The sequence below is a fragment of the Lactobacillus hominis DSM 23910 = CRBIP 24.179 genome (genome assembly GCF_000296835.1).
GTDB classification, from domain to species: domain Bacteria; phylum Bacillota; class Bacilli; order Lactobacillales; family Lactobacillaceae; genus Lactobacillus; species Lactobacillus hominis.
Genome location: NZ_CAKE01000019.1, coordinates 20503 through 42085 on the forward strand (window position 1 = coordinate 20503; position 21583 = coordinate 42085).

General features: G+C 35.7%; 22 protein-coding genes. 2 read left to right on the forward strand and 20 right to left on the reverse strand.

Annotation, left to right across the window (positions count from 1 at the left end; translation table 11 throughout):
- Positions 1–41: 41 nt before the first annotated feature.
- The 5 genes from BN55_RS06825 to BN55_RS06845 form a co-directional block, all read right to left on the reverse strand.
- Positions 42–743, reverse strand: a complete 702-nt coding sequence (locus BN55_RS06825; protein ID WP_008471277.1) for a hypothetical protein — start codon at positions 741–743, stop codon at positions 42–44.
- A 24-nt stretch (positions 744–767) separates the two neighbouring features.
- Positions 768–1055, reverse strand: coding sequence for a DUF3955 domain-containing protein (locus tag BN55_RS06830; RefSeq protein WP_008471279.1), 288 nt, complete (start codon positions 1053–1055; stop codon positions 768–770).
- A 127-nt stretch (positions 1056–1182) separates the two neighbouring features.
- Positions 1183–3693 carry a plasma-membrane proton-efflux P-type ATPase gene (locus tag BN55_RS06835; protein ID WP_008471281.1) on the reverse strand — a complete coding sequence of 837 codons (2511 nt, stop codon included), beginning with the start codon at positions 3691–3693 and terminating at the stop codon, positions 1183–1185.
- Positions 3694–3803: 110 nt separating this feature from the next.
- Positions 3804–4457: a nitroreductase gene (locus BN55_RS06840; RefSeq protein ID WP_008471285.1), complete on the reverse strand. Its 654-nt coding sequence runs from the start codon at positions 4455–4457 to the stop codon at positions 3804–3806.
- 157 nt (positions 4458–4614) lie between these two features.
- A complete protein-coding gene (locus tag BN55_RS06845; RefSeq protein ID WP_008471286.1) occupies positions 4615–7020 on the reverse strand; it encodes a phosphoketolase family protein in 2406 nt (801 codons plus the stop codon).
- A 285-nt stretch (positions 7021–7305) separates the two neighbouring features.
- Between BN55_RS06845 and BN55_RS06850 the strand changes: the two genes are divergently transcribed.
- Both BN55_RS06850 and BN55_RS06855 read left to right on the forward strand, forming a co-directional pair.
- Complete coding sequence (locus BN55_RS06850) at positions 7306–8070, forward strand: DeoR/GlpR family DNA-binding transcription regulator (protein ID WP_008471287.1); 765 nt, start codon at positions 7306–7308, stop codon at positions 8068–8070.
- Between the two features lie 2 nt (positions 8071–8072).
- The gene (locus BN55_RS06855; protein ID WP_008471288.1) at positions 8073–8444 is read left to right on the forward strand and encodes a bacteriocin immunity protein; all 372 of its coding nucleotides are present in this window, start codon (positions 8073–8075) and stop codon (positions 8442–8444) included.
- A gap of 61 nt (positions 8445–8505) precedes the next feature.
- On the opposite strand, the gene BN55_RS06860 is transcribed toward BN55_RS06855, so the two are convergent.
- The 15 genes from BN55_RS06860 to BN55_RS06930 all read right to left on the reverse strand — a co-directional run bounded on the left by BN55_RS06860 (position 8506) and on the right by BN55_RS06930 (position 21422).
- Entirely contained in the window at positions 8506–9234 is a 729-nt protein-coding gene (locus BN55_RS06860) for a GntR family transcriptional regulator (protein WP_008471289.1), read from the reverse strand.
- Positions 9234–10157, reverse strand: a complete 924-nt coding sequence (locus BN55_RS06865; RefSeq protein WP_008471290.1) for a nucleoside hydrolase — start codon at positions 10155–10157, stop codon at positions 9234–9236. The genes BN55_RS06860 and BN55_RS06865 overlap by 1 nt, the downstream gene beginning before the upstream one ends.
- A 144-nt stretch (positions 10158–10301) precedes the next feature.
- Positions 10302–10667, reverse strand: coding sequence for a pyridoxamine 5'-phosphate oxidase family protein (locus BN55_RS06870; RefSeq protein ID WP_008471291.1), 366 nt, complete (start codon positions 10665–10667; stop codon positions 10302–10304).
- A gap of 102 nt (positions 10668–10769) precedes the next feature.
- Positions 10770–11468 (reverse strand): ribose-5-phosphate isomerase RpiA, encoded by a 699-nt coding sequence (gene rpiA, locus BN55_RS06875; protein WP_008471293.1) that lies wholly within the window; start codon positions 11466–11468, stop codon positions 10770–10772.
- A gap of 1 nt (position 11469) precedes the next feature.
- On the reverse strand, positions 11470–12393 hold the full coding sequence (gene rbsK / locus BN55_RS06880) for a ribokinase (RefSeq protein ID WP_008471295.1): 924 nt from the start codon (positions 12391–12393) through the stop codon (positions 11470–11472).
- An 84-nt stretch (positions 12394–12477) separates the two neighbouring features.
- On the reverse strand, positions 12478–12945 hold the full coding sequence (locus BN55_RS06885) for a Dps family protein (RefSeq protein ID WP_008471296.1): 468 nt from the start codon (positions 12943–12945) through the stop codon (positions 12478–12480).
- 84 nt (positions 12946–13029) lie between these two features.
- On the reverse strand, positions 13030–14565 hold the full coding sequence (locus BN55_RS06890; RefSeq protein ID WP_008471297.1) for a YfcC family protein: 1536 nt from the start codon (positions 14563–14565) through the stop codon (positions 13030–13032).
- A 132-nt stretch (positions 14566–14697) separates the two neighbouring features.
- Positions 14698–15384, reverse strand: a complete 687-nt coding sequence (gene phoU / locus BN55_RS06895; protein ID WP_008471298.1) for a phosphate signaling complex protein PhoU — start codon at positions 15382–15384, stop codon at positions 14698–14700.
- 14 nt (positions 15385–15398) lie between these two features.
- On the reverse strand, positions 15399–16154 hold the full coding sequence (pstB, locus tag BN55_RS06900; protein ID WP_008471299.1) for a phosphate ABC transporter ATP-binding protein PstB: 756 nt from the start codon (positions 16152–16154) through the stop codon (positions 15399–15401).
- 8 nt (positions 16155–16162) lie between these two features.
- Positions 16163–16963, reverse strand: coding sequence for a phosphate ABC transporter ATP-binding protein PstB (gene pstB, locus BN55_RS06905; RefSeq protein ID WP_008471300.1), 801 nt, complete (start codon positions 16961–16963; stop codon positions 16163–16165).
- Between the two features lie 12 nt (positions 16964–16975).
- A complete protein-coding gene (gene pstA, locus BN55_RS06910; RefSeq protein ID WP_008471301.1) occupies positions 16976–17869 on the reverse strand; it encodes a phosphate ABC transporter permease PstA in 894 nt (297 codons plus the stop codon).
- Positions 17869–18864, reverse strand: a complete 996-nt coding sequence (gene pstC, locus BN55_RS06915; RefSeq protein ID WP_008471303.1) for a phosphate ABC transporter permease subunit PstC — start codon at positions 18862–18864, stop codon at positions 17869–17871. The genes pstA and pstC overlap by 1 nt, the downstream gene beginning before the upstream one ends.
- Before the next feature lie 2 nt (positions 18865–18866).
- Positions 18867–19742 carry a phosphate ABC transporter substrate-binding protein gene (locus BN55_RS06920; RefSeq protein WP_008471304.1) on the reverse strand — a complete coding sequence of 292 codons (876 nt, stop codon included), beginning with the start codon at positions 19740–19742 and terminating at the stop codon, positions 18867–18869.
- Positions 19743–19866: 124 nt separating this feature from the next.
- The gene (locus BN55_RS06925) at positions 19867–20391 is read right to left on the reverse strand and encodes a GNAT family N-acetyltransferase (RefSeq protein ID WP_008471306.1); all 525 of its coding nucleotides are present in this window, start codon (positions 20389–20391) and stop codon (positions 19867–19869) included.
- A gap of 107 nt (positions 20392–20498) precedes the next feature.
- Complete coding sequence (locus BN55_RS06930) at positions 20499–21422, reverse strand: EamA family transporter (protein ID WP_008471307.1); 924 nt, start codon at positions 21420–21422, stop codon at positions 20499–20501.
- Positions 21423–21583: the final 161 nt, after the last annotated feature.

Below are 21583 nucleotides of genomic sequence, written 5' to 3' on the forward strand. Positions count from 1 at the left end.
ACCTTTTTATATATAAAATAATAACCATTTATATTTTAGCATTATTTAACTGAATCAGGGATCCAGTTTGCAACTAATCCTGGATGATCGTAATTTTGCTTATATTTGTCTGATACTTTTTTGTTCCACTCATTAGCCGGAACTAATATTTTATCACGCATGTTATATGGTAAGTTAATAAAGCCAGCTTTTTCAAAGTTTTTATTGCGCATGTCAAAACGATAACCTACAAAGTAAGCAGTATTACCCGAAATTTTTTGACAATCGCTCGTACTAAATTTCATAACTGCCTTATCTAACTTGACGTAAACGTAATAATCATCCCTACCCAAGAAATCAACTTTTTGTGTAACTTTTCTTTTAGAATAGATATCAGTCAAACGACTCGGATTATCCAAATCTACCACATACCGATATTGCGCTATCTCAAAGGGATCATACTCTTTTTTAAAGAAAAGCTGCACACTATAAGTACGCGTTTGTGGAGTAATATAGTGATTTTGAACAAAATAGCTTTTAACTTCTTTATTAGAAGATTTAATGCCACAAAAGATGCCAAAGATTATGCAGATCCCTAGCAAGCTATAAAACAAACTCCAAGTAATTTTATTTCTAACGTATAATAGCGGAATCAAGCCGACAAACAAAAATAGACCGCCTAAAATTAAACAAATTGCTGGCAGCTGAAAATTAAACCATTGGTCGTAAGCTTGCCACAGCTGTGGACTAATTAGTATTAACATCTCATTCTTCCTTATCAGTAACTGCTATTTTTCTGAATTCTTGTCTTGCTTTTCTTTCTCTTCTTTTTGTCTAATTGCCAAATTTACTGCTTTATCTTGCTTTCTTAAAGCAATAAAAGCAGCAACAATTAAAACTAAACCGCCTATTAAAATTAACAGCCAGCCCAACGGAATTAAGAAAAATAATTCGTGCAGCACGCCATTTGCTCCTACACTAGCGCCAATAAGTACGCTAATTAAAATAAAGATAAGTCCTAAAACTAGTAAACTTACACCAGTAATGAGCAACTTCTTACTTAAATATTTTTTCATTATTTTACCGTTCCTTACTAGAATAAAGACATTATACTGTATTACACCTTTTTCTTAAACCACTATCTTATTTTTAATTAATGATTCTTTAAAAATAAAAAATAGCTCTTGCGAGCTATTTTCAAAGTTATATCTTTTTACCTTGCCACTTTTCAATTGCCATTCTGATAATGTTCAAAATGAACATCCAGATAATGTTATAACCCCAGATTTCAGCAATCATAAGTAGAGAAATCTTTGGCACAAACCAGCCAAAATAGCACATAAAGATGGCAAAAATCTGTGTAATAACGATTGCCCAAAATAGTTGTGGAGCTGGGAATGGTCTTTCAAAGAACCATTTAGTCTGACGAGTAATAAAGAGTAGCAAGTGTCCGCCTGCAACTAATTGAAGAAACATTATTGTTTGCAATTGAGCCAAGCTTGTAACATCTAAGAAATTGCTACCAGGATTTTTCACGTCCAAATAGCCAAACCAAAGCAAAAGCATGGACTGAATTACGGCAAAAACACCTAAAATCGTCGAAGTCGTTAAAATTTTCTTCATCTTCCAGCGAATTGGTGTTGGACTAACTGCCGTATTATCATAAGCAATCGTCATAATTGGCAAATCATCAAGTAGTGACATTACCACAATCATAATCGCCGTTAATGGTTGAAAGTTTAAAAAGATTGAAGATAAAACAACTAAAAACATAATATTCATTGTTAAAGCAACACGATAAATAGTGTAGCTCGTAATTCTAGCAAAAATCTTTCTTGCTTCTTGAATAGCTGTCTTAATAACCGATAAGCCAGGCGCCGTCAAAATTAAAGCAGCTGCACTTCTAGCTGCATCAGTAGCTCCTGCTACAGCAGTACCACAATTAGCTTGCTTTAAAGCTGGAGCGTCGTTAACGCCATCACCAGTCATAGCAACTAAGTGGCCTAAATTTTGCAAGGCTTTAACAATAGCATATTTGTGTTCTGGAAATACTCGAGCAAAACCATCGGCAGCTTCAATTTTCTTAGCAAGATCTGCTGGTACATGGTTAGGATCAAGATCTTTTGGAAATACCTCAGAGGCATTATAAATCTTAGTCCCCATTCCCAATTTTTTAGCTGTTTCAATCGCAATGTCTGTGTCGTCACCAGTAATCATCTTGACGCTAACGCCTTGTTTTTCGCAGTCAGCAATCGTCTGTTTAGAATCTTTTCTTGGTGGATCAAACATAGATAAGACGCCTAGGACTTGCCAAGTTTTTCCGCCATCTTTGCTTTGCGCTACGCCTAATGCACGATAGCCGTGGCTAGCAAGATCTGCCGTGATTTGCTTAACCTTATCTTGCACGCTCTTATCGCTGCTTAAAGCTGCAATTACTTGTGGTGCACCCTTAGTTGTCCAAATTTCATTGCCATCTTTATCTTTTAAGTGAGCCTCAGTTTTCTTAGTAACTGGGTCGAAAGGAATAAACTTTTCTAAAGTGTAGCCTTTTATTACAGTAGAATCTTTTAATGCATTTAAAACTGCGTTATCAATTGGATCGTTATCTTCTTTACGTGAAGCTAATGCTCCGGCTAAAATCACTTCTTGTGGGGTAGTTGCAGCAATTAAATCAGTATCTCCTAATGTTAGTTTGTTTTGCGTTAAAGTACCCGTTTTATCACTACATAAAATATCAACTCCGGCCATTGATTCAATTGATGACAAACGAGAAACTATAGCCTTTTTCTTAGAAAGCTGAAGTGCCCCTAAAGCTAAGGTAATTGAAAAAACAGTCGGCATAGCAACTGGAATTGAAGCAACTAATAAAACCAAAACAAATTGCAAAATATTTAATGCTTCGTCTAAGCCCCAATCATGAGCAATCGCAATGCTTCTATAGACTCTAAAGGCAACCATAATTACAGCCAAAATTACCGCAACTACAATTAAAAAGTTACCAATTTTAAACATAGCTTTTTGTGCATCAGATTTAACGCCGGCACTAGCCACAAGCTTGGCAGTTTTACCAAAGAAGGTATTTCCGTCAGTAGCAATAACGACCGCCGTCATTTCACCTTCTTTAACGATACTGCCAGAATATGCTTCATCGCCAATCTTTTTATGAACTGGCAGAGATTCGCCTGTTAAAGCGGCCTGATCGATTGAAGCGTATTGTCCGCCAATTAATCTTAAGTCAGCTGGCACAATCATTCCTAGTCGAATTTTCACAATATCGCCAGGAACTAGATCTTTAGCGACCATTGTCTGCCATTTGCCATTACGCAAAACTGTCGCTTGCGGAGCTAAACCTTTCTTTAAAGCAGCTAAGGCATTAGAAGCCTTGTTATCTTGCCACATTTCAATGCCAGCATTGACTAATAGCAAAGCTAAAATAATCCAAAAGTCATCCCAGTGCCCAATAATAGCTGATACAATAGCAGCTGCTTCAATCATGTAGGCAATTGGACCGGTGAAATGTTTTAAAAACTTCTTCCAAGCCGGTTCAGTTTTAGCCACAATGGCGTTGGGACCATACTTTTTCAAACGCTCCTGCGCCTGAGCAGTTGTCAGTCCTTTTGCTGGATCAACTTTCAAATAACTAATTACATCTTTAATATCGGCTTTTTCTAAATTGATTTTAGATGAAGTCGATTTTGGTGCTCCTTGATTCATCAGTAAGCCCCCCTGATATCTATGAAACAATATAATATAATCCTATTCATTTTTAGTTTAAGGCTCAGTAATTCAAAATACAAAAAAACTGCACTTTCGTGCAGTTAAATTTATTCTTTTGCAAATTTAACAATTTTATCTAGCGGAACTCGCTTGGAACGATAACCGTTAATTGATGCACGTTTATCTTTATATCCAAGTCCAATTCCCATACCAATTGCTTCATCGTCTGGAATATCCATATATTTTCTAATTACATCTGGGAACTTAACAATTGCGTGAGCTGGCATGGTGCACAAGCCATGATCTACAGCAGAAAGCATTAATGTTTGAGAAAAAGTTCCTAAATCATATACAGACCAAGCTGGTGACTTTTTAGGAATAGTTAAAAATACTAAAACTGGAGCGTTAAATAAGTTAACCTGCGCTTCATCAAATTGAGTCATCTCACCACGCAAGAAGTAGTTCAAAGTATCGCTCATTGTAGACATATTTTGACTAGGAAAAGTATCCCATTCAACTTTCATCAATGCAGCAAAATCTTCGCGAGGTTGTTCGCCTTTTTCAATTAATTCTTTAAAATCAGCACGAATATTTTTAACGGCTTTTCCCATTGCAACATATACTCGCCAAGGCTGAGAATTTAAAAGTGAAGGTGAGCGTTGAGCATCCGTTAAAATTTCACGAATTACTTTTTCACTAACTCTTTGATCAGTAAATTTTCTTGTGGCTCTTTCTTTATCAAGTACTTCTTTAAAATCCATGATCTACCTCTTCAAAATTTATATTATAAACTTTAACGTTTACCCATTAATTAATAGTAAGTAATTTACCCATACTTTTGCAAGCATTTTTATTTAAATAACAAACAAGACAAGAAAAAAGCGCCGAATTAAATTCAGCACTTTTTAAACTAATTCGTTATTTTAAACCTTCCCATTTCCATTCGGTAACTTCAGGCATATCTTTACCATTATCGCGAATGTATTGGTGATGTTTTGCAAGTAAATTATCCATTTCGCTAAGGAAATCAGCATTTTCTTGAGCGATGTCGCCAACGCTTTCAACTACGTCTTTAGCTAAATCAAATCGATCCATGTGGTTCAAAACTCTCATATCAAATGGTGTAGTGATATCACCATTTTCTTCATAGCCATGAATGTGAACGTCATCTTTGCCACGACCACGATCAAACCAAATTGACTCCATCATTGGTTTGAAGCCATGCCATGCAAAGATCACTGGCGTACCCTTAGGGAATAAGCGATCAAACTCTTTATTGCTGATTGCTTCTGGGTTCTTTTCAGGCGCCATTAACTTCATAACATCAATTACATTAATGTAGCGAATCTTCAAGTCTGGGAATTTCTTATGAAGTAAATCAATTGCTGCCAAGGTTTCAATAGTTGGTTCTGTACCGGTTGAAGCAAAGACAACATCTGGCTTTGCACCCTTATCAGTTGAAGCCCATTCAATGTAGCCTAAACCTTTATCAACTAACTTCTTGGCTTCCTCAATTGAGAACCATTGGGGACGAGGCTGCTTTGAAGTTACCAAAACATTGATGCATTCACGGTCTCTGAATGCCTTATCAGAAACAGCTAACAATGAGTTAGTATCAGCAGGTAAGTATTCATGAATTAAGTCTGCACGACCTTTTTCATACAAGTGAGTAAGCATACCTGGATCCTGATGAGTGTATCCATTGTGATCTTGTTGGAAAACAGTTGAAGTATCAACCAAGTTTAATGCTGGATAATCGTGACGCCAGTCTTGCTCTTTAGCTTTACGGAGCCATTTCATGTGTTGAGTAAGCATTGAGTCAACTACACGGCCAAATGCTTCATATGTTGCAAAGAATCCATGTCTACCAGTTAAAACATAGCCTTCAAGCCAACCTTCATCTTGGTGCTCAGATAATTGAGAGTCAATTACTCGACCTTCATGAGCCAAATTTTCATCATTTGGCGTATGAATATTTTCCATCCATTGACGCTTTTGATTATCTAGTAATTGGAACAAACGATTTGACTTAGTTTCATCTGGACCAAATCCACGGAAGTTATTTGGGTTTAATTTAGCCATCTTATCAAGATATTTTGCCCATTCAGCCATATCTTGCTTTTCAACAGAACCTGGCTTATCAAATTTAACCGCAAACTCACGGTAATCTGGCATGTTCAAAACTTTAGGATCAATTCCACCATTAGTTACCGGATTCATTGCCATTCTTTGATCGCCTGATAAGGTATTTTCTTTTACGATATCTTTTGGTGAACCATCTTCGTTAAACAATTCTTCTGGCTTATAGCTCTTCATCCAATCAGTAAGCATTTCTTTATGAGTCATATTGCCTTGAGCAACAGGAATAGGAATTTGGTGAGCACGGAAACTATTTTCAATTGGATTGCCATCTAAGTCAAATTTAGGACCAGTCCAGCCCTTAGGAACTCTAAAGACAATCATTGGCCACTTAGCTAAGGAATCATCGTTGTTTTCACGAGCATGCTTTTGGATGGCTTTAATGTCTTCAACAACTTCATCCATGGTCTTAGCCATTTCTTCGTGAACTTGCATATGATCTTTATAGCCATTAAATTCGCCATCTTTATATGCGGAAACAAAGTATGGCTTCCAACCCATTCCTTCAAAGTACTTAGTTAAATCTTCATCGCTCATTCTAGAAACGATAGTTGGGTTAGAAATCTTAAAGCCGTTGATTTGTAAAATAGGAATAACGGCACCATCTTTGATTGGGTTGATAAACTTACTTGAAAACCAAGAAGTAGCAAGTGGACCAGTTTCTGATTCACCATCACCAATTTCAACAGCAGCAATTACATCAGGATTATCTAAAATAGCACCAACGCCGTGAGACAAAGAATAACCTAATTCTCCACCTTCGTGAATTGATCCTGGAGTTTCAGGAGCAGCATGTGAAGCAACCCCACCTGGAAAACTGAAACGCTTAAATAACTTAGCCATACCTTTTTCATCTTGAGTGATTTGAGGATATCTTTCAGTGTATGAACCATCAAGATAAGAGTTAGAAACCATTACTTGACCACCGTGACCTGAACCTTCGATATAGAACATATTTAAATCGTACTTTTTAATTACACGGTTTAAATGTGCGTAAATAAAGTTCTGTGGAACGATCGTACCCCAGTGACCAATCGGCTTAGGCTTAACATCTTCAGCCTTAAGTTCACGCTTTAATAAAGGATTATTCATTAAAAATAATTGGCCAACAGATAAGTAGTTGGCTGCACGCCAATAAGCATCAACACTCTTCAAATAATCTTTAGAATCGTAATTAACTGCCATAATTTTTCTCCTTAAAACAAAGTTTTAATTTCTTTCTTCTATTATCATAATAAAGCACTTTCATATAAAATTCAACCATTATTTTAATTGGTGCGTTCCAATTTTGAAATACTTATTTCTACAAAACTCCTTTTTACAATAAATGCGATAATATCGACTTTTATAATTAATGACTAAGTGTTTAAATGAGTATATGCTTATAAATGCTGATTAATAAAGATCAATTTACGCATAAATGCTTATATTTATCTTGAAAGATGCTATTGTATGACTGAGGGGAAAAATATGAATCAATCACAACGTTTAATTGAAATCAAAAAAATCTTAGCTAAGAAAAAAGAACTGCAAACAAAAGAAATTGCAGCTCACTTCAATATATCTTTTGATACAGCAAGAAGAGATGTGTTGCGTCTGACTTCAACTGGACAAGCCGTTCGAGTCCATGGTGGTATCATGGCAATTACTGCTAGTCAAGTTCCGGCTTATATTACTCGCAGTCATATCCAATCCCCAGTAAAAAACAAAATGGCGCAAGCAGCTAAAAAGTTTTTCTTGCCAGGCAAGTTTTACTTTTTAGGCGTTTCAACTTCAATTGCGCAAATGTGCAATTTGATCAATGGAATTGACGCCAGCGTTTTGACTAATTCACTAGATAATGCTCTTGCTTTGATGCAAAGCAATTTCCCCACTGTCAGTATTTTAGCCGGACAAGTTAATAAAACTAATCGCTTTATCTATTCTCCCCAAGCATTAGAAGAACTTAACAATGTCCATTTTGAAACTGCCTTTGTCGGTGCTTCAAAAATAAATTCTGATGGTCTTTACGTCGCTGATCAAAGAGATGCAGTCACTACTGGACGAGCAATTTCTCGAGCAGACAAAACTATTCTTTTTGCTGAAAAATATAAATTTACTACTCGTAATTCTTCCCCATATAAAACTGCGAGTTTAAATGACATTGATATTTTAATTACCGATACCGTTCTTCCCCAAGAGTATCGTCAATGGCTTGATCCGCATACCCAAGTAATTCATGTTTTGGAGGTATAAAAATGATTATTTCTTCACCAGCTAAGCAATTAAACAGTAAACTTTCTTCTCAAGAACAAGAAGCTCGTCAAAATGGCTATTTATTCGCTCAATTAGTGCGTTTATATCACACTTTTGATGGACGGCCCGGCAATGAATATAGTAAACTGCAAGATGCAATTGCTTGCGTTTTAGATAAGATCGATCAAAATGATCATCCTTACGCTTATACAAATAAATTAGTGATGTTCATTGAGGCACGCCACGCCCTTCGCGGACTTTATTTGAGCCCAGATCAAAATAAATTATTAATTGACTTACGTGAAAATACTAAGCGCACTAATCTAAATTACGTATACTTAAGCGCAATTGATGCAACTTCACAATTTAAATAAGATTTTTAATCTTTAATATACAAAGAAAAGAGAGCTTTTTAACGGCTCTCTTTTCTTATATTTATTCTTGGTTTAAGTTAACAAAGGTATTGTATTTCATATACTTATAATGAATACGCATATTTGAAACTTCAAATGGCGTCCCATCATCTAAAAAGAAAATACCTTCCATTACTCCAACTGGCTCATTCGGCGCTAACATCAGCTGGGTTTGATCATCTAAAGTCGAAGGCTCAACTGTAATTGTCAAAAATGATTTAGTAACAGTTTTACCTTGCGTATCTTCTAAATAATTAAATAAAGACCCCTTTAAGATATCTTCATCAAGTTCTGGCGTAATCTTAATTGGAATAAATCCTGTTTCAATCATAAATGGTTGATCATCAAGCAAACGCAAACGCTTGATTTGATAAACAAAATCTGAGTCCTTCAAGAATAGATCTTGTTTTAAATCTTCATTTGGTTTAATAACTTGATAATCAAGTAATTCAATACTTTGACTTTTGCCAGGAACACTAAAAGAATCAGTAATACCTAAATTAGATCCTTCATACTTAAATAAGGCCTGATTTTTTAAATATAGCGGATTAATGAAAGTCCCACTACCTCTTTTTTTAAAAACAATTCCTTGCTGGGCTAGTAAACCTAGTGCTCTTTTCATCGAAGAACGACTGACTTGATAATGTTCACTCAAACTGCGCTCATCAGGAAGTCGCATGCCTTCATATTCATGATTAAGAATTTTTTGTTTAATATCGCGCATTACGGAGCGATAAACTAAATCAGTCATTATTTTCTCCCTTGATCAGCCTTTTTAACGCTATCAACAAACCAATCCGCAAATTCTTGAGTATCTACATCAACAGCAATTTCTGCATTAGACTTGTCGCTTATAAAGTCCATTGCACTAGCTCCTGCAGTAAATTTACCAGCTAATTCAATATCAACTCTTGCCTTTTTAAAGGTATACATTTCAGGTTTTAACAAAATTCCCACTGCAGTTGGATCATAAATCTTAATTCTGGGATCGCCATCAGGTTCTTTAATATGAGAAAACATTGCATAAAGCATTTCGCCCACTTGACCTTGGGACTTAATTTTTGCCATTTGATCTTGTGTTACATGAGCCTTATCGCCAATTTCTAAAGGCGCTACTTTAATTGGCAAACCGCTATCAAAGACGACGCTAGCAGCTTCTGGATCGCCTGCGATATTATACTCGGCAAATGGGCTGTGATTGCCATGACCAATATTTGCTCCCATAATTACAACTTCTTGAATCTTTTCCAAATCTTTTGGATATTGTTTAAATAGCAAAGCAAAATCAGTTAGTGGTCCAATACCCATTAAAGTTACTTTTTGCGTACTTTTTTGAATAACTTCATGCATTTTGGTTGCAGCTAGCCCCTTTTCAATTAAACTAGTATCTGCTTTTTCAAATTCATAGCCGGCAATTCCAGTTTTACCGTGCACGCTGGCTGCGCTAATTGCTGGACGCACTAAAGGCTGGTTTGCACCAACAACGATTGGCACCTTAGTATTCAAAAATTTTTCTAAATTTAAAGTATTTTGCAAAGTATATTTTAAAGCAACGTTTCCCCAGGTAGGGACAATCATTTTCACATCTAGTTTTTCTGCAAATAAACTAATCGTCATTGCTGCAATATCATCAATTCCTGGATCTGTACTAATAATTAAGGGTATTTTCGTCATTGATGTTTTCTTCTTTCCAAATTTATTCATTATCTTCATCATACCAGAAGCCTGTTTAATTCGCATCGCTCTTTCAAAAAATACCGTCAAAAAAGGCCTAAAATCAAAATTTTAGACCTTAGTTTTTATATTATGCAGAAAAAATTATTCGTAAATTTCTTCAATATCAATTACAACAACATAGGCATTTGGACTATCGGTTTCTGCTAAAACTTTTTTTGCATAATCATCGTCCTCATGAATATGTGCAGTCCCCTTAATTCTTACGTTAGTGTGGGTTGGCTTATCAGCAACTACAACAGCTGCCTTTGAACCATTCTTCAAATTTTCGTAAGCATGTGCTTGAGTTTTTTCAAGATATTGTAAGTGTCCTTCATCTAAAACTTTCATAGATTGCTTGGGACCTACTTGAGGTTCACCGTTTGCATCTACAGTTGACAAATATGCCAAGTGAGTCTTGAAGAATTCTTGTTGCTTGTCAGTAAGTTTATTTGAATCAAGTTTTTTCATAAGATATAGATCCTTTCATTAATTAACTTTTCGATATCTATTATACGATAATATATTGCTCAAATAATTGATCTACGTCAAGAAAAAAGCATTTATTTTAAATTATGCGCGATCTTTTTCTTCTATTGTTCCATCACTATGGGCAATAATCACCTTATCGCACATATTCAAGAACAAGCCGTGTTCAACTACACCGACAGTATGATCAAGATAATCTGCTAATCCATCTGGAACAGGAATTGGATCAATTGCTAAATCAATAATATAGTTGCCATAGTGCGTCACATATCGCTTGCCGTTTTCATCTAAACGCCACTGAGGTTTTAAGCCTTCTTTTTCAAAACGCTTAAAGTTTTGCTCGCAAGAAATTGGTAAAATTTCTACTGGAAGAGCAAATCCACCTAAATGGTGAACAAGTTTTGACTCATCAACAATCCAGACGATCTTTTTAGAATTAACAGCAACGTTTTTTTCTAAAGTTAATGCGCCACCGCCACCTTTGATGCCATCTAAATTATCATCGACGCGGTCGGCACCATCCACAGTTAAATCTGCTTGATCAATATCAGCTAATTCATCTACCTTAAAACCCAAGCTTTCTAATTGCTTTTTGCTGCGATTACTGGTAGTTACGATATGCTTTAAAGAAAAGTTTTCTTTTTCTTTTCTTTGGCCTAAAGCATCAATAAAAAATGCTACTGTTGAACCAGTTCCAACGCCTAAAACTGAATTAGGTTTTACCATTGCTGCTGCTTTAATTGCAGCTTCTTTTTTTAATTGATCTTGTTTTTGTTTATCCATGTTAATCTTCCTTGAGAGCTTGCTCTACTATTTTACGACTTGGAATAGAAGGAAAAGCGCCTAGCTTTTGCACTGTAAATGATGATGATTTAGAAGCATAGATGATACTTTCTTTCAAGTTGCTTAAATCTGGCTTTAATTCGCTAGCCAAAGCCCCAATAAAAGTATCGCCAGCAGCAGTTGTATCAACGGCTTTAACTTTAAAGGCTGGAATAATTTGTTCTAAATCTTCATATGAAACGTAAGAACCCTTTTCTCCAACAGTGATAATTACGCCTTTAACGCCCATTTCATGGAGTTTATCGGCGGCTTTTTTCATAGATGCTTCATCCACCACTTCAATTCCAGTAATGCTTTGCACTTCAGTTTCATTTGGAGTAATGAGATCTGTTAACTTCAAAAGTTCATCAGGGATATCGCTACGTGCTGGAGCAGGATTTAAAATAGTGGCCTTGCCCGCATTTCTAGCTATTTTAAAAGCTTCAATAATTGCATCAAGCGGCGTTTCAAATTGGGCAATCACAAAATCACTGTCTTCAATTTGATCTTGAGCTTCTCTAACATCACTAGCACTTACATCAAAATTAGCGCCATGTTGAATAATGATGGAATTTTGACCTGATTCTTGAAGCAAGATATATGCTTGGCCTGTTTGCTGATTTTCAGTGACCGCAACATGATCAATATTTATGCCATTATCTTTAAATTGATTAAGCATGTAGCGACCATTATCATCTGATCCTACGCGTCCAACAAAAACAGTTTTGCTATCTGCACGACTACTTGCAACAGCTTGATTGGCGCCTTTTCCTCCGGCAGCTTTAGAAAATTCAGTCATTGCAATTGTTTCTCCTGGTTGAGGAAGCTTTTTAATATGCAGAATATTATCGACGTTAATTGATCCAACAATTGTAACTTTATTCATGATATTCCTTTTCCTATCTGGCAATATTTACCTTAATTATAGCAAAAAAGCATCCCTAAAACGGAATGCTTTACACCATATATTTTATTCACCATCGCCTGGACGCTTGCCAAGTTCTGCTGACATCATCCAAATTCTTTTTTCTATAGCTGTATGATACGCAATCAATAAATCGTTAGTTGAATCGTCGCCTTCATCTTCGCTAATCTTTATACCGCGTTCATAATCATCACGCAATTGTTTATAAGCATCGACAATTAATTGAAATCTATCTTCAATTGAAAGATTCCAACTTCCTACTTGATCAGCAATATTAGTTTTTTCTAAAACTTCTTCATAAGTAGAAATTGGACTGCCATTGATTTCAATTAATCTTTCGGCAACACCATCTTGTTGTTCAGATAACTCGTCCATCACCTCATCTAAATATGGGTGCAAGTTCAAAAATCCCCGTCCTAACATATACCAGTGGTGCTGGTGAACAAGCATATGAGCTTGTGTTAAGTCGGCAACGATTTCGTTCATTATTTTTTTAGTTTCTTGATAAGCCATAAAATGTCTCCTTAATATATATTAAACAATGTTTATATATAAATCATATCCAGAAACGGTTTTAAAAGCTATTTATTTGCCTAGCTAGTACACCACAAGTCCAATTGCTAGAAAAGCTAAGCAGAGACCAAATTCAATTACTAATAATTTCCAACAAAACTTAAACCATTTATCAAAGCCAATGTTAACCATCATCAAACTCATCAAAATTAACCCTGTTGGAGCAACTAAAGAGATAAAACCTTGTCCCCAGTTATAAGCATCGATAATGCTTGCGCGATCAATCCCAACAACATTAGCCAATGGCGCCATAATTGGCATTGATAATACAGCAAGTCCTGATGAAGATTGAATAAAGAAGCCTAAAACAATGAAAATTATAAACATAAACCAGATAAAGAGCAACGGCGGCATACCTGATACTTGCTTACTAAAAAAGTACATAATGGTATCGCTAGTATGGCTTTCTTCCATAATAATCGATACCGCACGAGCAAGTCCAATTGTTAAGGCAACTCCTAATAAATCTGCAGCACCGTTAACAAAGCTTTCAATAAATTTATGTTCATTTAGTCCAGATACTACTGCCAAAACATAGCCTGCAGCTAAGAAAACTACTGAAATTTCTGTAAAGTACCACCCCTTTTGCTGTACGCCCCAGATCATGACGATAAAGGCAATTGCAAAGGTCAAAAGCGTTAGTTTTTGACGTAAGGTAAACTTAAAGTCTTTTTTATCTTTGTCATTTTGCAAGTATTCCTGATCTTCTTTTGCAAATTCATTGTAAACATATGATGCTTTAGGATTCTTTTGTACTTTTTTGGCATAAACAATGACATAGATCATTCCGACAATCACGCAAGTTGCCCACATCACAACTCTCAGTGGCAATGCATCCGTAAAGTTAACGCCAGCAGTATTAGAAGCAATTACTGTCGAGAACGGATTAATTGTCGAAGCCATTGTACCAATACTAGTCCCTAAAAAGATTGTCGCAACTACCGTCATCCTGTCAAAACCGGCAAGCAAAAATACCGGAATTAAAATTGGATAAAAGGCCATCGTCTCTTCAGCTAAGCCAAAAGTAGTCCCGCCAATGGCAATTAATCCCATTACTAAAACAATCAATAAAACTTGCTTACCTTGAATCTTTTTAGATAAAGCCTGCATCCCGGCATCGATGGCACCGTTAGCATGAACTACGCCAATACAACCACCTAAAATCAGCACAAAGGCAATAATATCAATTGATTGTGCAATACCATTTACTTGCGATGAAAGAAATTGGAATACCGCACCGCCCAGCGTTGGCTTTTTCATATTGATTCTTTTATAAGAATCAGGAATTGCTACCGGCTTATAAATCGTGCCGTTTTTGAACTTATCGACTTTGATTTTAACTTTATATTTATCAAGAGTTTTCTGCGTAGCAGGCTCTTTCTTAGTAGAACCATTTGGATTTGTGACAACGAAATTTTGATTAGTCGTGTCATAAGCAATCGTTGCATAATTTCCTGATGGAATAAAGAAAGTTAAAATTTGAACCAGCAGCAACACAATAATGATTACTGTGTAAGCTGTTGGAAACTGATGCTTTTTCTTTTTTGCTACTTCAACCATAATAATGCTCCTTAGCTTTTACTATATAGATACACTTTTATTATAGTTGAAAAGTAAATAAATTACACCGCTTTCATAAATAAAAACTGATGGTTATTTTCAGCCATCAGTTATACTTGTATATTTTACATATTATAAATTATTCATCACATTTTCGTCATTGGATGAATTTAAATCGACCAATTCACCGCTTGTTTTATAAACTACCCATTGAGCTAGGTTAACAACGTGATCGCCGATTCTTTCTAAAAGACGAATTACCATAAAGTAACTTGATGAAGCTACTGCCGATTCAGGATCTTCCTTGATTCCTTCAATAATTGCTTTACGTGCTTTAACGTATAATTCATCAACTTCATTGTCTTTGGCAGCGACATCACGAGCGAGTTTTTCATCGGATTGAATAAATGATTTCAAAACTTGATCAAGCATAAAAGTTACTCGATCAGACATTTCTTTAATTAGATCTTCAACTTCAGGAATACGTTTATTTCCTTTAACGCGAATGGTTTCCCAAGCAATCGACATTGCATTTTCACCAATTCGCTCTAAGTCAGTAATTGCCTTCAAAATTGAAATTACATTTCTAAAATCGCTAGCTACAGGTTGCTGAAGAGCCATTAATTTCAAAGTTCTTTTTTCAACCTTTAAGGCCATTTTCGAGATCTTTTGATCATCTTTGACGATTTCTTGAGCAGCTTTTTTATCATGATCAATAAATGCTTGCGTTGCATTTTCAATTTGCTCGCTGACGTCAATTACCATATTCATGAAACGGGTGTTAAGTTTTTTTAACTCATCTAAGAAAACTTCATGCATTATATTTGCTCCTTTTATCCAAAACGTCCATTCAAATAATCACTAGTTATTTGCTTTTGCGGCTTCATAAACATATCACTGGTTGTACCATATTCTACTAAATCGCCATTCATGAAAAATGCGGTCATATCAGAGATACGACTGGCTTGCTGCAAATTGTGAGTAACCATAATGAAAGTAAAATCATTTTTTAAATTTAACAAAGTCTCTTCAATTTCTGATGAAGAAATTGGGTCAAGCGCACTGGTTGGCTCATCAAGTAAAACCACTTTAGGATGAACCGCCAAAGCACGTGCGATACAAATTCTTTGCTGTTGCCCACCAGAAAAACTTTGCGCATTTTTATTAAGATCATCTTTAATTTCGCGCCAAATCGCAGCTTGCTTTAAGCTTTCTTCTACGCGCTGATCGATAAGTTCTTTATCCTTAATTCCTGCTAGCTTTAAACCATAAGCAATATTGTTATACACCGAAAATGGAAACGGAGTCGGTTGTTGAAAAACCATCCCGACTTCTTTTCTTAGCCAAACCAGGTCAGTTTTAGGACTATAGATATTTTGATCTTCAAATTTTATTTTGCCAGTAATTTCTACATTGGCAATATCATCATTCATTCGGTTAATGCAGCGCAAAAAAGTAGACTTACCGCATCCCGACGGCCCTAAAAGAGCAGTCAATTCATTTTGCTTGAAGTCCATCGTAATACCATGAAGTGCTTCAAAGTTTCCATAGCTTAAATGAACATCTTTACTTGAAATAATCGTCGACATTTTTACCTCTAACCAAAACTTCCACGAATATAATCTTCAGTAATTTGCCCTTGAGGATTAGTGAAGATATTTTCAGTAGTGTTATATTCCAATACATGCCCTAAATGGAAAAAGGCCGTGTAGTCAGAAATACGACTAGCCTGCTGCATATTGTGCGTAACCATAATCATTGAATAATCGCTACGTAGCTGTTTTAAAGTATCTTCTAATTTAGAAGTAGATACTGGATCAAGCGCACTCGCTGGTTCATCCAATAATAAAACTTCTGGCTTTAAAGCTAATGCACGTGCAATGCATAAACGTTGCTGCTGTCCACCAGATAAAGCAAGTGCACTCTTATTTAATTTATCTTTTACTTCGTCCCATAAAGCCGCAGCACGCAAACTTTCTTCGACAATCTGATCTAATTTTTGCTTATCTTTTTCACCGTTGGCAACTAAAGCATAAGTAATATTATCTCTGATTGATTTTGGAAAAGGATTAGGCTTTTGAAAGACCATCCCGATGTTTTTTCTTAACTCATAGACATTAATATTATCAGCATTAATATCTAAGTCATGGTACCAAATCTTGCCATCAATACGCGCAATCTTATCATTCATGCGATTTAAGCAGCGTAAAAATGTTGATTTACCAGAACCTGATCCGCCAATCAAAGCAGTAATTGTCTTTTTCTTAAATCCCAAACTTGCATCAAAAAGTTTTTGGGTAACTCCCCCATAAAAAACACTTAAATCTTGTGTCGAGATAATTTGTTCATCTTTATCGAAATGAACAATATGAGGCTTTACTTCTTTAACATCTTGCATTTTTTACCTCTATTATGAAGCTTTCGCAGCTGTCAATTTACGATATAAATGGTTTCCTAACGCACGCGAACCTAAATTGAAAATAATTACAACGATAATCAATAATGCTGAAGTGGCAGCTGAAACAACAGTAGCATCTGGAATAATACCTTCTGTATTAACTTTCCAAATATGTACAGCCAAGGTTTCAGCTGGACGCATGATATTTAAAAAACTAGTCGGGCTAAAAGGATTCCAGTTAGCATAATCAATTGTTGAACCACTTTGACCAGCAGTATAAATTAAAGCTGCTGCTTCACCAAAAATACGTCCTGCACTCAAAATTAAACCAGTTAAAATTCCTGGTAAAGCAGCCGGCAAAACAATACCGCGAATTGTCTTCCAGTTCGATAATCCTAAAGCAAGTCCTGCATCACGCTGAGCTTGCGAAACGCCATCAATAGCTTGTTCAAAGTTGCTGGTTAAAGTTGGTAAATTGAAAAAAGTTAATGCCAAAGCTCCGGCTAAAATTGAAAATCCAAAGTTAAATTGAACAACAAATAATAAATAACCAAAAAGTCCCACAACAATTGAAGGAAGCGAGCTTAAAATTTCAATTGTCGTCCTAATTAAACTAGTAAACCAATTATCGCTGGCATATTCTGCCAAATAAATGGCTGCGCCTAAAGCAATAGGGATAGAAATAATCATCGTTAAAATCAGCAAATAAACCGAATTAAACAATTGATCCCTAACTCCGCCGCCTGCTTGAAAAGAAGACGCTTCTGAGCTCAAAAAGTGCCAGGATAAATGAGGAACTCCAGAAATTAAGATATTACCCAAAATTCCAATTAAAATAATGACAACAATACTTACTAAGGTATAAATTCCAGCAGTTGCAACTTTATTTGCAGTTCTTGGATTCATTATTTTTGTCCCTTTCTACCAATCAGGCGAACTAAGAAATTGAAAAATAGTGCCATAATCAACAACAATAATGCTAAAGACCATAAGGCATTGTTTGGCAATGTCCCCATGACAGTATTACCCATTTGACTAGTAAGTTGACTCGTTAAAGTAGCTGCTGGACTTACCAAGTTATAAGGCATAAGGACTGCATTACCAATTACCATTTGTACAGCTAGTGCTTCACCAAAGGCACGTGCCATCCCAAAAATAACTGCCGTCAAAATCCTTGGAGTCGCTACTCTTAAAACCACCTTATAGATAGTTTGCCAGTGCGTTGCACCAAGGGCAGCAGAAGCTTGACGATAATGATTAGGAACTGCTTTTAAAGCATCAACTGTTAGTGAAGTAATTGTTGGCAAAACCATAACAAATAAAACTAAAGTAGCTGACAAAATACCAAAACCAGTTCCGCCAAAAATCGATCTAATGAAAGGCACAATAATTGATAATCCCAAAAATCCGTACACTACAGAAGGAATACCAACTAATAATTCAATTACCGATTGCAAAAAGCGACTGCCCTTTTTAGACGAATATTCGGTCATGAATAAAGCAACTGCAATAGCAAATGGCGTTGCCACAATTGCGGCTAATAATGTAACCGAAAAAGACGTTACAATCATTGCTAAAGCACCGACATGGTTCCTGCCTTCGCCAGGATCCCAATCGCTAGATGACAAAAAATGCCAAACATTAACATGATTTTGGGTAAAAGTCGCTATTCCATGAACAGCAATAAAGCCAATAATTGATACAACTAAAATAATAATCAATAAAATCGCTGCGTAAGTTAAACCTTTGCCCCAGTATTCCTGACGTGTTTCCTTTGAAGGCTTAGTTAATTTTTCAACATCAGCTTTTTCAGCACCGATTTTTTTAAGTTTAACATGCGGAACTTTTTGCTCGGCTAAAGCTTGGTTAACGACCTGTTTTAAATCTTCTTTTTTGTCCATATTTAATCCTTAGATAAAGATACGACTTGATTCTTGCTATTACGATAAATCTTCATGTCATCGATACTAATATAACCCAACTTAGGTACTAGATCTTTTTGCACCTTGCTTGAGAGCATATAATCAATAAAAGACTTTGTAGCTTTATTAGGTTTACCCTTAGTATACATATGTTCATAAGACCATAATTGCCAATGATTCGTAGTAATATTTTTATTAGTTGGGGTAATATTATCAATACTCAGTTTTTGAATATTTTTATCGTTAGCATATGGCAAGGATATGTAAGAAATTGCTCCCGGCGTTGAACTAACAATTCTGCGCACAGTACCGTTTGAGTCTTGCTCTTGAGCCTTTATTGGTTTTTGTCCATTTAAAATTAAGCTTTCAAAACTCGACCGAGTTCCGCTACCTTTAGAACGATTGATCACAGTAATGGCAATATTTTTGCCGCCTAATTGTTTCCAGTTAGTTACTTTGCCTGTGAAAACTTGAGCCAATTGCGCTTTAGTTAAATTCTTGATTCCAACATCTTTATTAACAATTGGAACAATTCCAACTACAGCAACAAGATAGTCCTGTAGCTTTTTAGCATCGATTCCTTTTTGCGTCTGCGCAAATACATCGGAAGTTCCGATTTCAACTGCGCCAGCTTGAACCTGACTCAAACCAGTTCCAGAACCTCCACCTTGAACAACAATATTGCTGTCAGGATGCGATAAGCGATAATCATTTCCAGCTTGTTCAGCTAGAAGCTGCATTGCAGAAGAGCCGACAATAGTAACTTTTTCACCATTATTTTGACAGGCACTAAGTAAATTCACTGCCAAAATTGTGATAAAAATTAAGATAAACTTTCTTAACCTATGCTTTTTCATTAATAAGTCTCCAAAATATATTTTGATATCATGCGAGCATATTTAAAATTATTTTACCATATTCTTTATCATACTTACCTTTTGCAAGAAAAAAGAAGTTGGAATTTCCAGCTTCTATAAAAAATTATTTTTTTCGTATGTTTTCATAAACATATGAAATTTCATTAGGGCGATAAACACCGTGCAGTTCGCCGACTTTAGTAAAGCCCATCTTATCGATTAAATGCTGCATTGCAGAATTATCTTCATGAGTGTCAATCCTGATTGAATCAATTTCAGGATGATTATCTCGCACTTGATCAATTACTCCTGTTAATAATTTTGTTGCATAACCATGACCTGCGTGATTAGAGTGGATAGCGACACGATGAATTACGACGTATTTTTGAGTATCTAAGAGCCACTTGCGCTTCAAATTATCATAGGCATGATCTGGAGCAGGAACAATTGAAATTGCACCGACAGTTTCACCATCTTGCGAAACAGCTAGATATGCCCATCCATTTTCAACATCTTCTTTTATTTGATCCGGTGAAGGATAATCACCTTGCCATTGGTCAACACCATGTTCAGCCAATTGATTTGCACCATCTTTTAAAATTTCCATAATGTGGTCATAATCATCCATTGTTGCTTGTCTAAGTTTCATATACTTCATCCCTTTCGTTTTTTCTAAGCGTTAAATATTATAAGAAAAAACGATGCACTTGTAAAAGATTAGTAACTTAAAAAGCTATTTATTAAGATTTGCCATAATCAGTCCTCCTGCTTTTTAGCTTTAATTTTATTTTTAGGCGAAATATTGAGTGCTAAAACAGCTACTAAAATTAAAACTGTTCCGAGCCAATCCATCAACGACATCGATAAGTGAAAAAATAAAACTCCACCGATAGTCGCAGCCATCGGCTCAAAAGCATCCAGCAAACTGACAATAGCTGGTTTTACATAGCGCAAAGCATTTGCCATCATTTGAAATGGAATAATCGTTCCAATAATAATTACTGCAGATGTCAACAGCCATACTTGTGGTTTGTGTGGAATATTACCAAATTGCGGATGAATAATAATTAGTCCAATTCTAGCAACTAGCATTCCCCATCCAGTTAAAACTAAACTAGATACTCTTTTAACAATATTTACCGGAATTAAAGTGTAGCTAGCTTCGCCTACAGCTGATAAAAAGCCAAAAAACAATGCGATTGGTGTAATTGCTAAATGATTAAATTTACCATGAGTTGCCAGCAAAAACACACCAATAAAAGCACCAATTGCTGCAATAATATCTAAACGGCGGATAACTTGCTTATGAGTGAGTCCCAAGTAAGCTAAGACAAAAAAAGGTCCCATAAACTGTAGAATTGTTGCTACAGAAGCATTAGCTTTTTGAATTACTATGAAATAAAAAAGCTGCACTGGTAATAATCCTAACAGTCCATATGCCACAATCACTGATAAGTCACGTTTATTTTTCAATATTGCAAACGGCTTCTGACCTAAAGCTTGCGCCATAATGAGTAAAACTATTCCCGAAACAATCATTCGCGTTTGTGTCAGCCAAAGTGGCGTAATGCTCGCACTAAAATTAAATAAAGCTTCGCCAAATAAACCAGATATCCCCCACATAGTCGCAGCGCTGGCAGCTAAAATAGTCCACAGTTTTTGCTTGCTGATACTTTTCATTACTCATCCTCATTATCCAGATTTTCTTTAATATAGTATCATTTTCAAAAAAATAAAGGAATCCATTTCTGATATGAACCCCAAATTTGGGACATATTATTAATTAGCTCTGTTTAAAACCATATTTCGATATTCTATCGGAGTATGGTTTTTTAGTACTG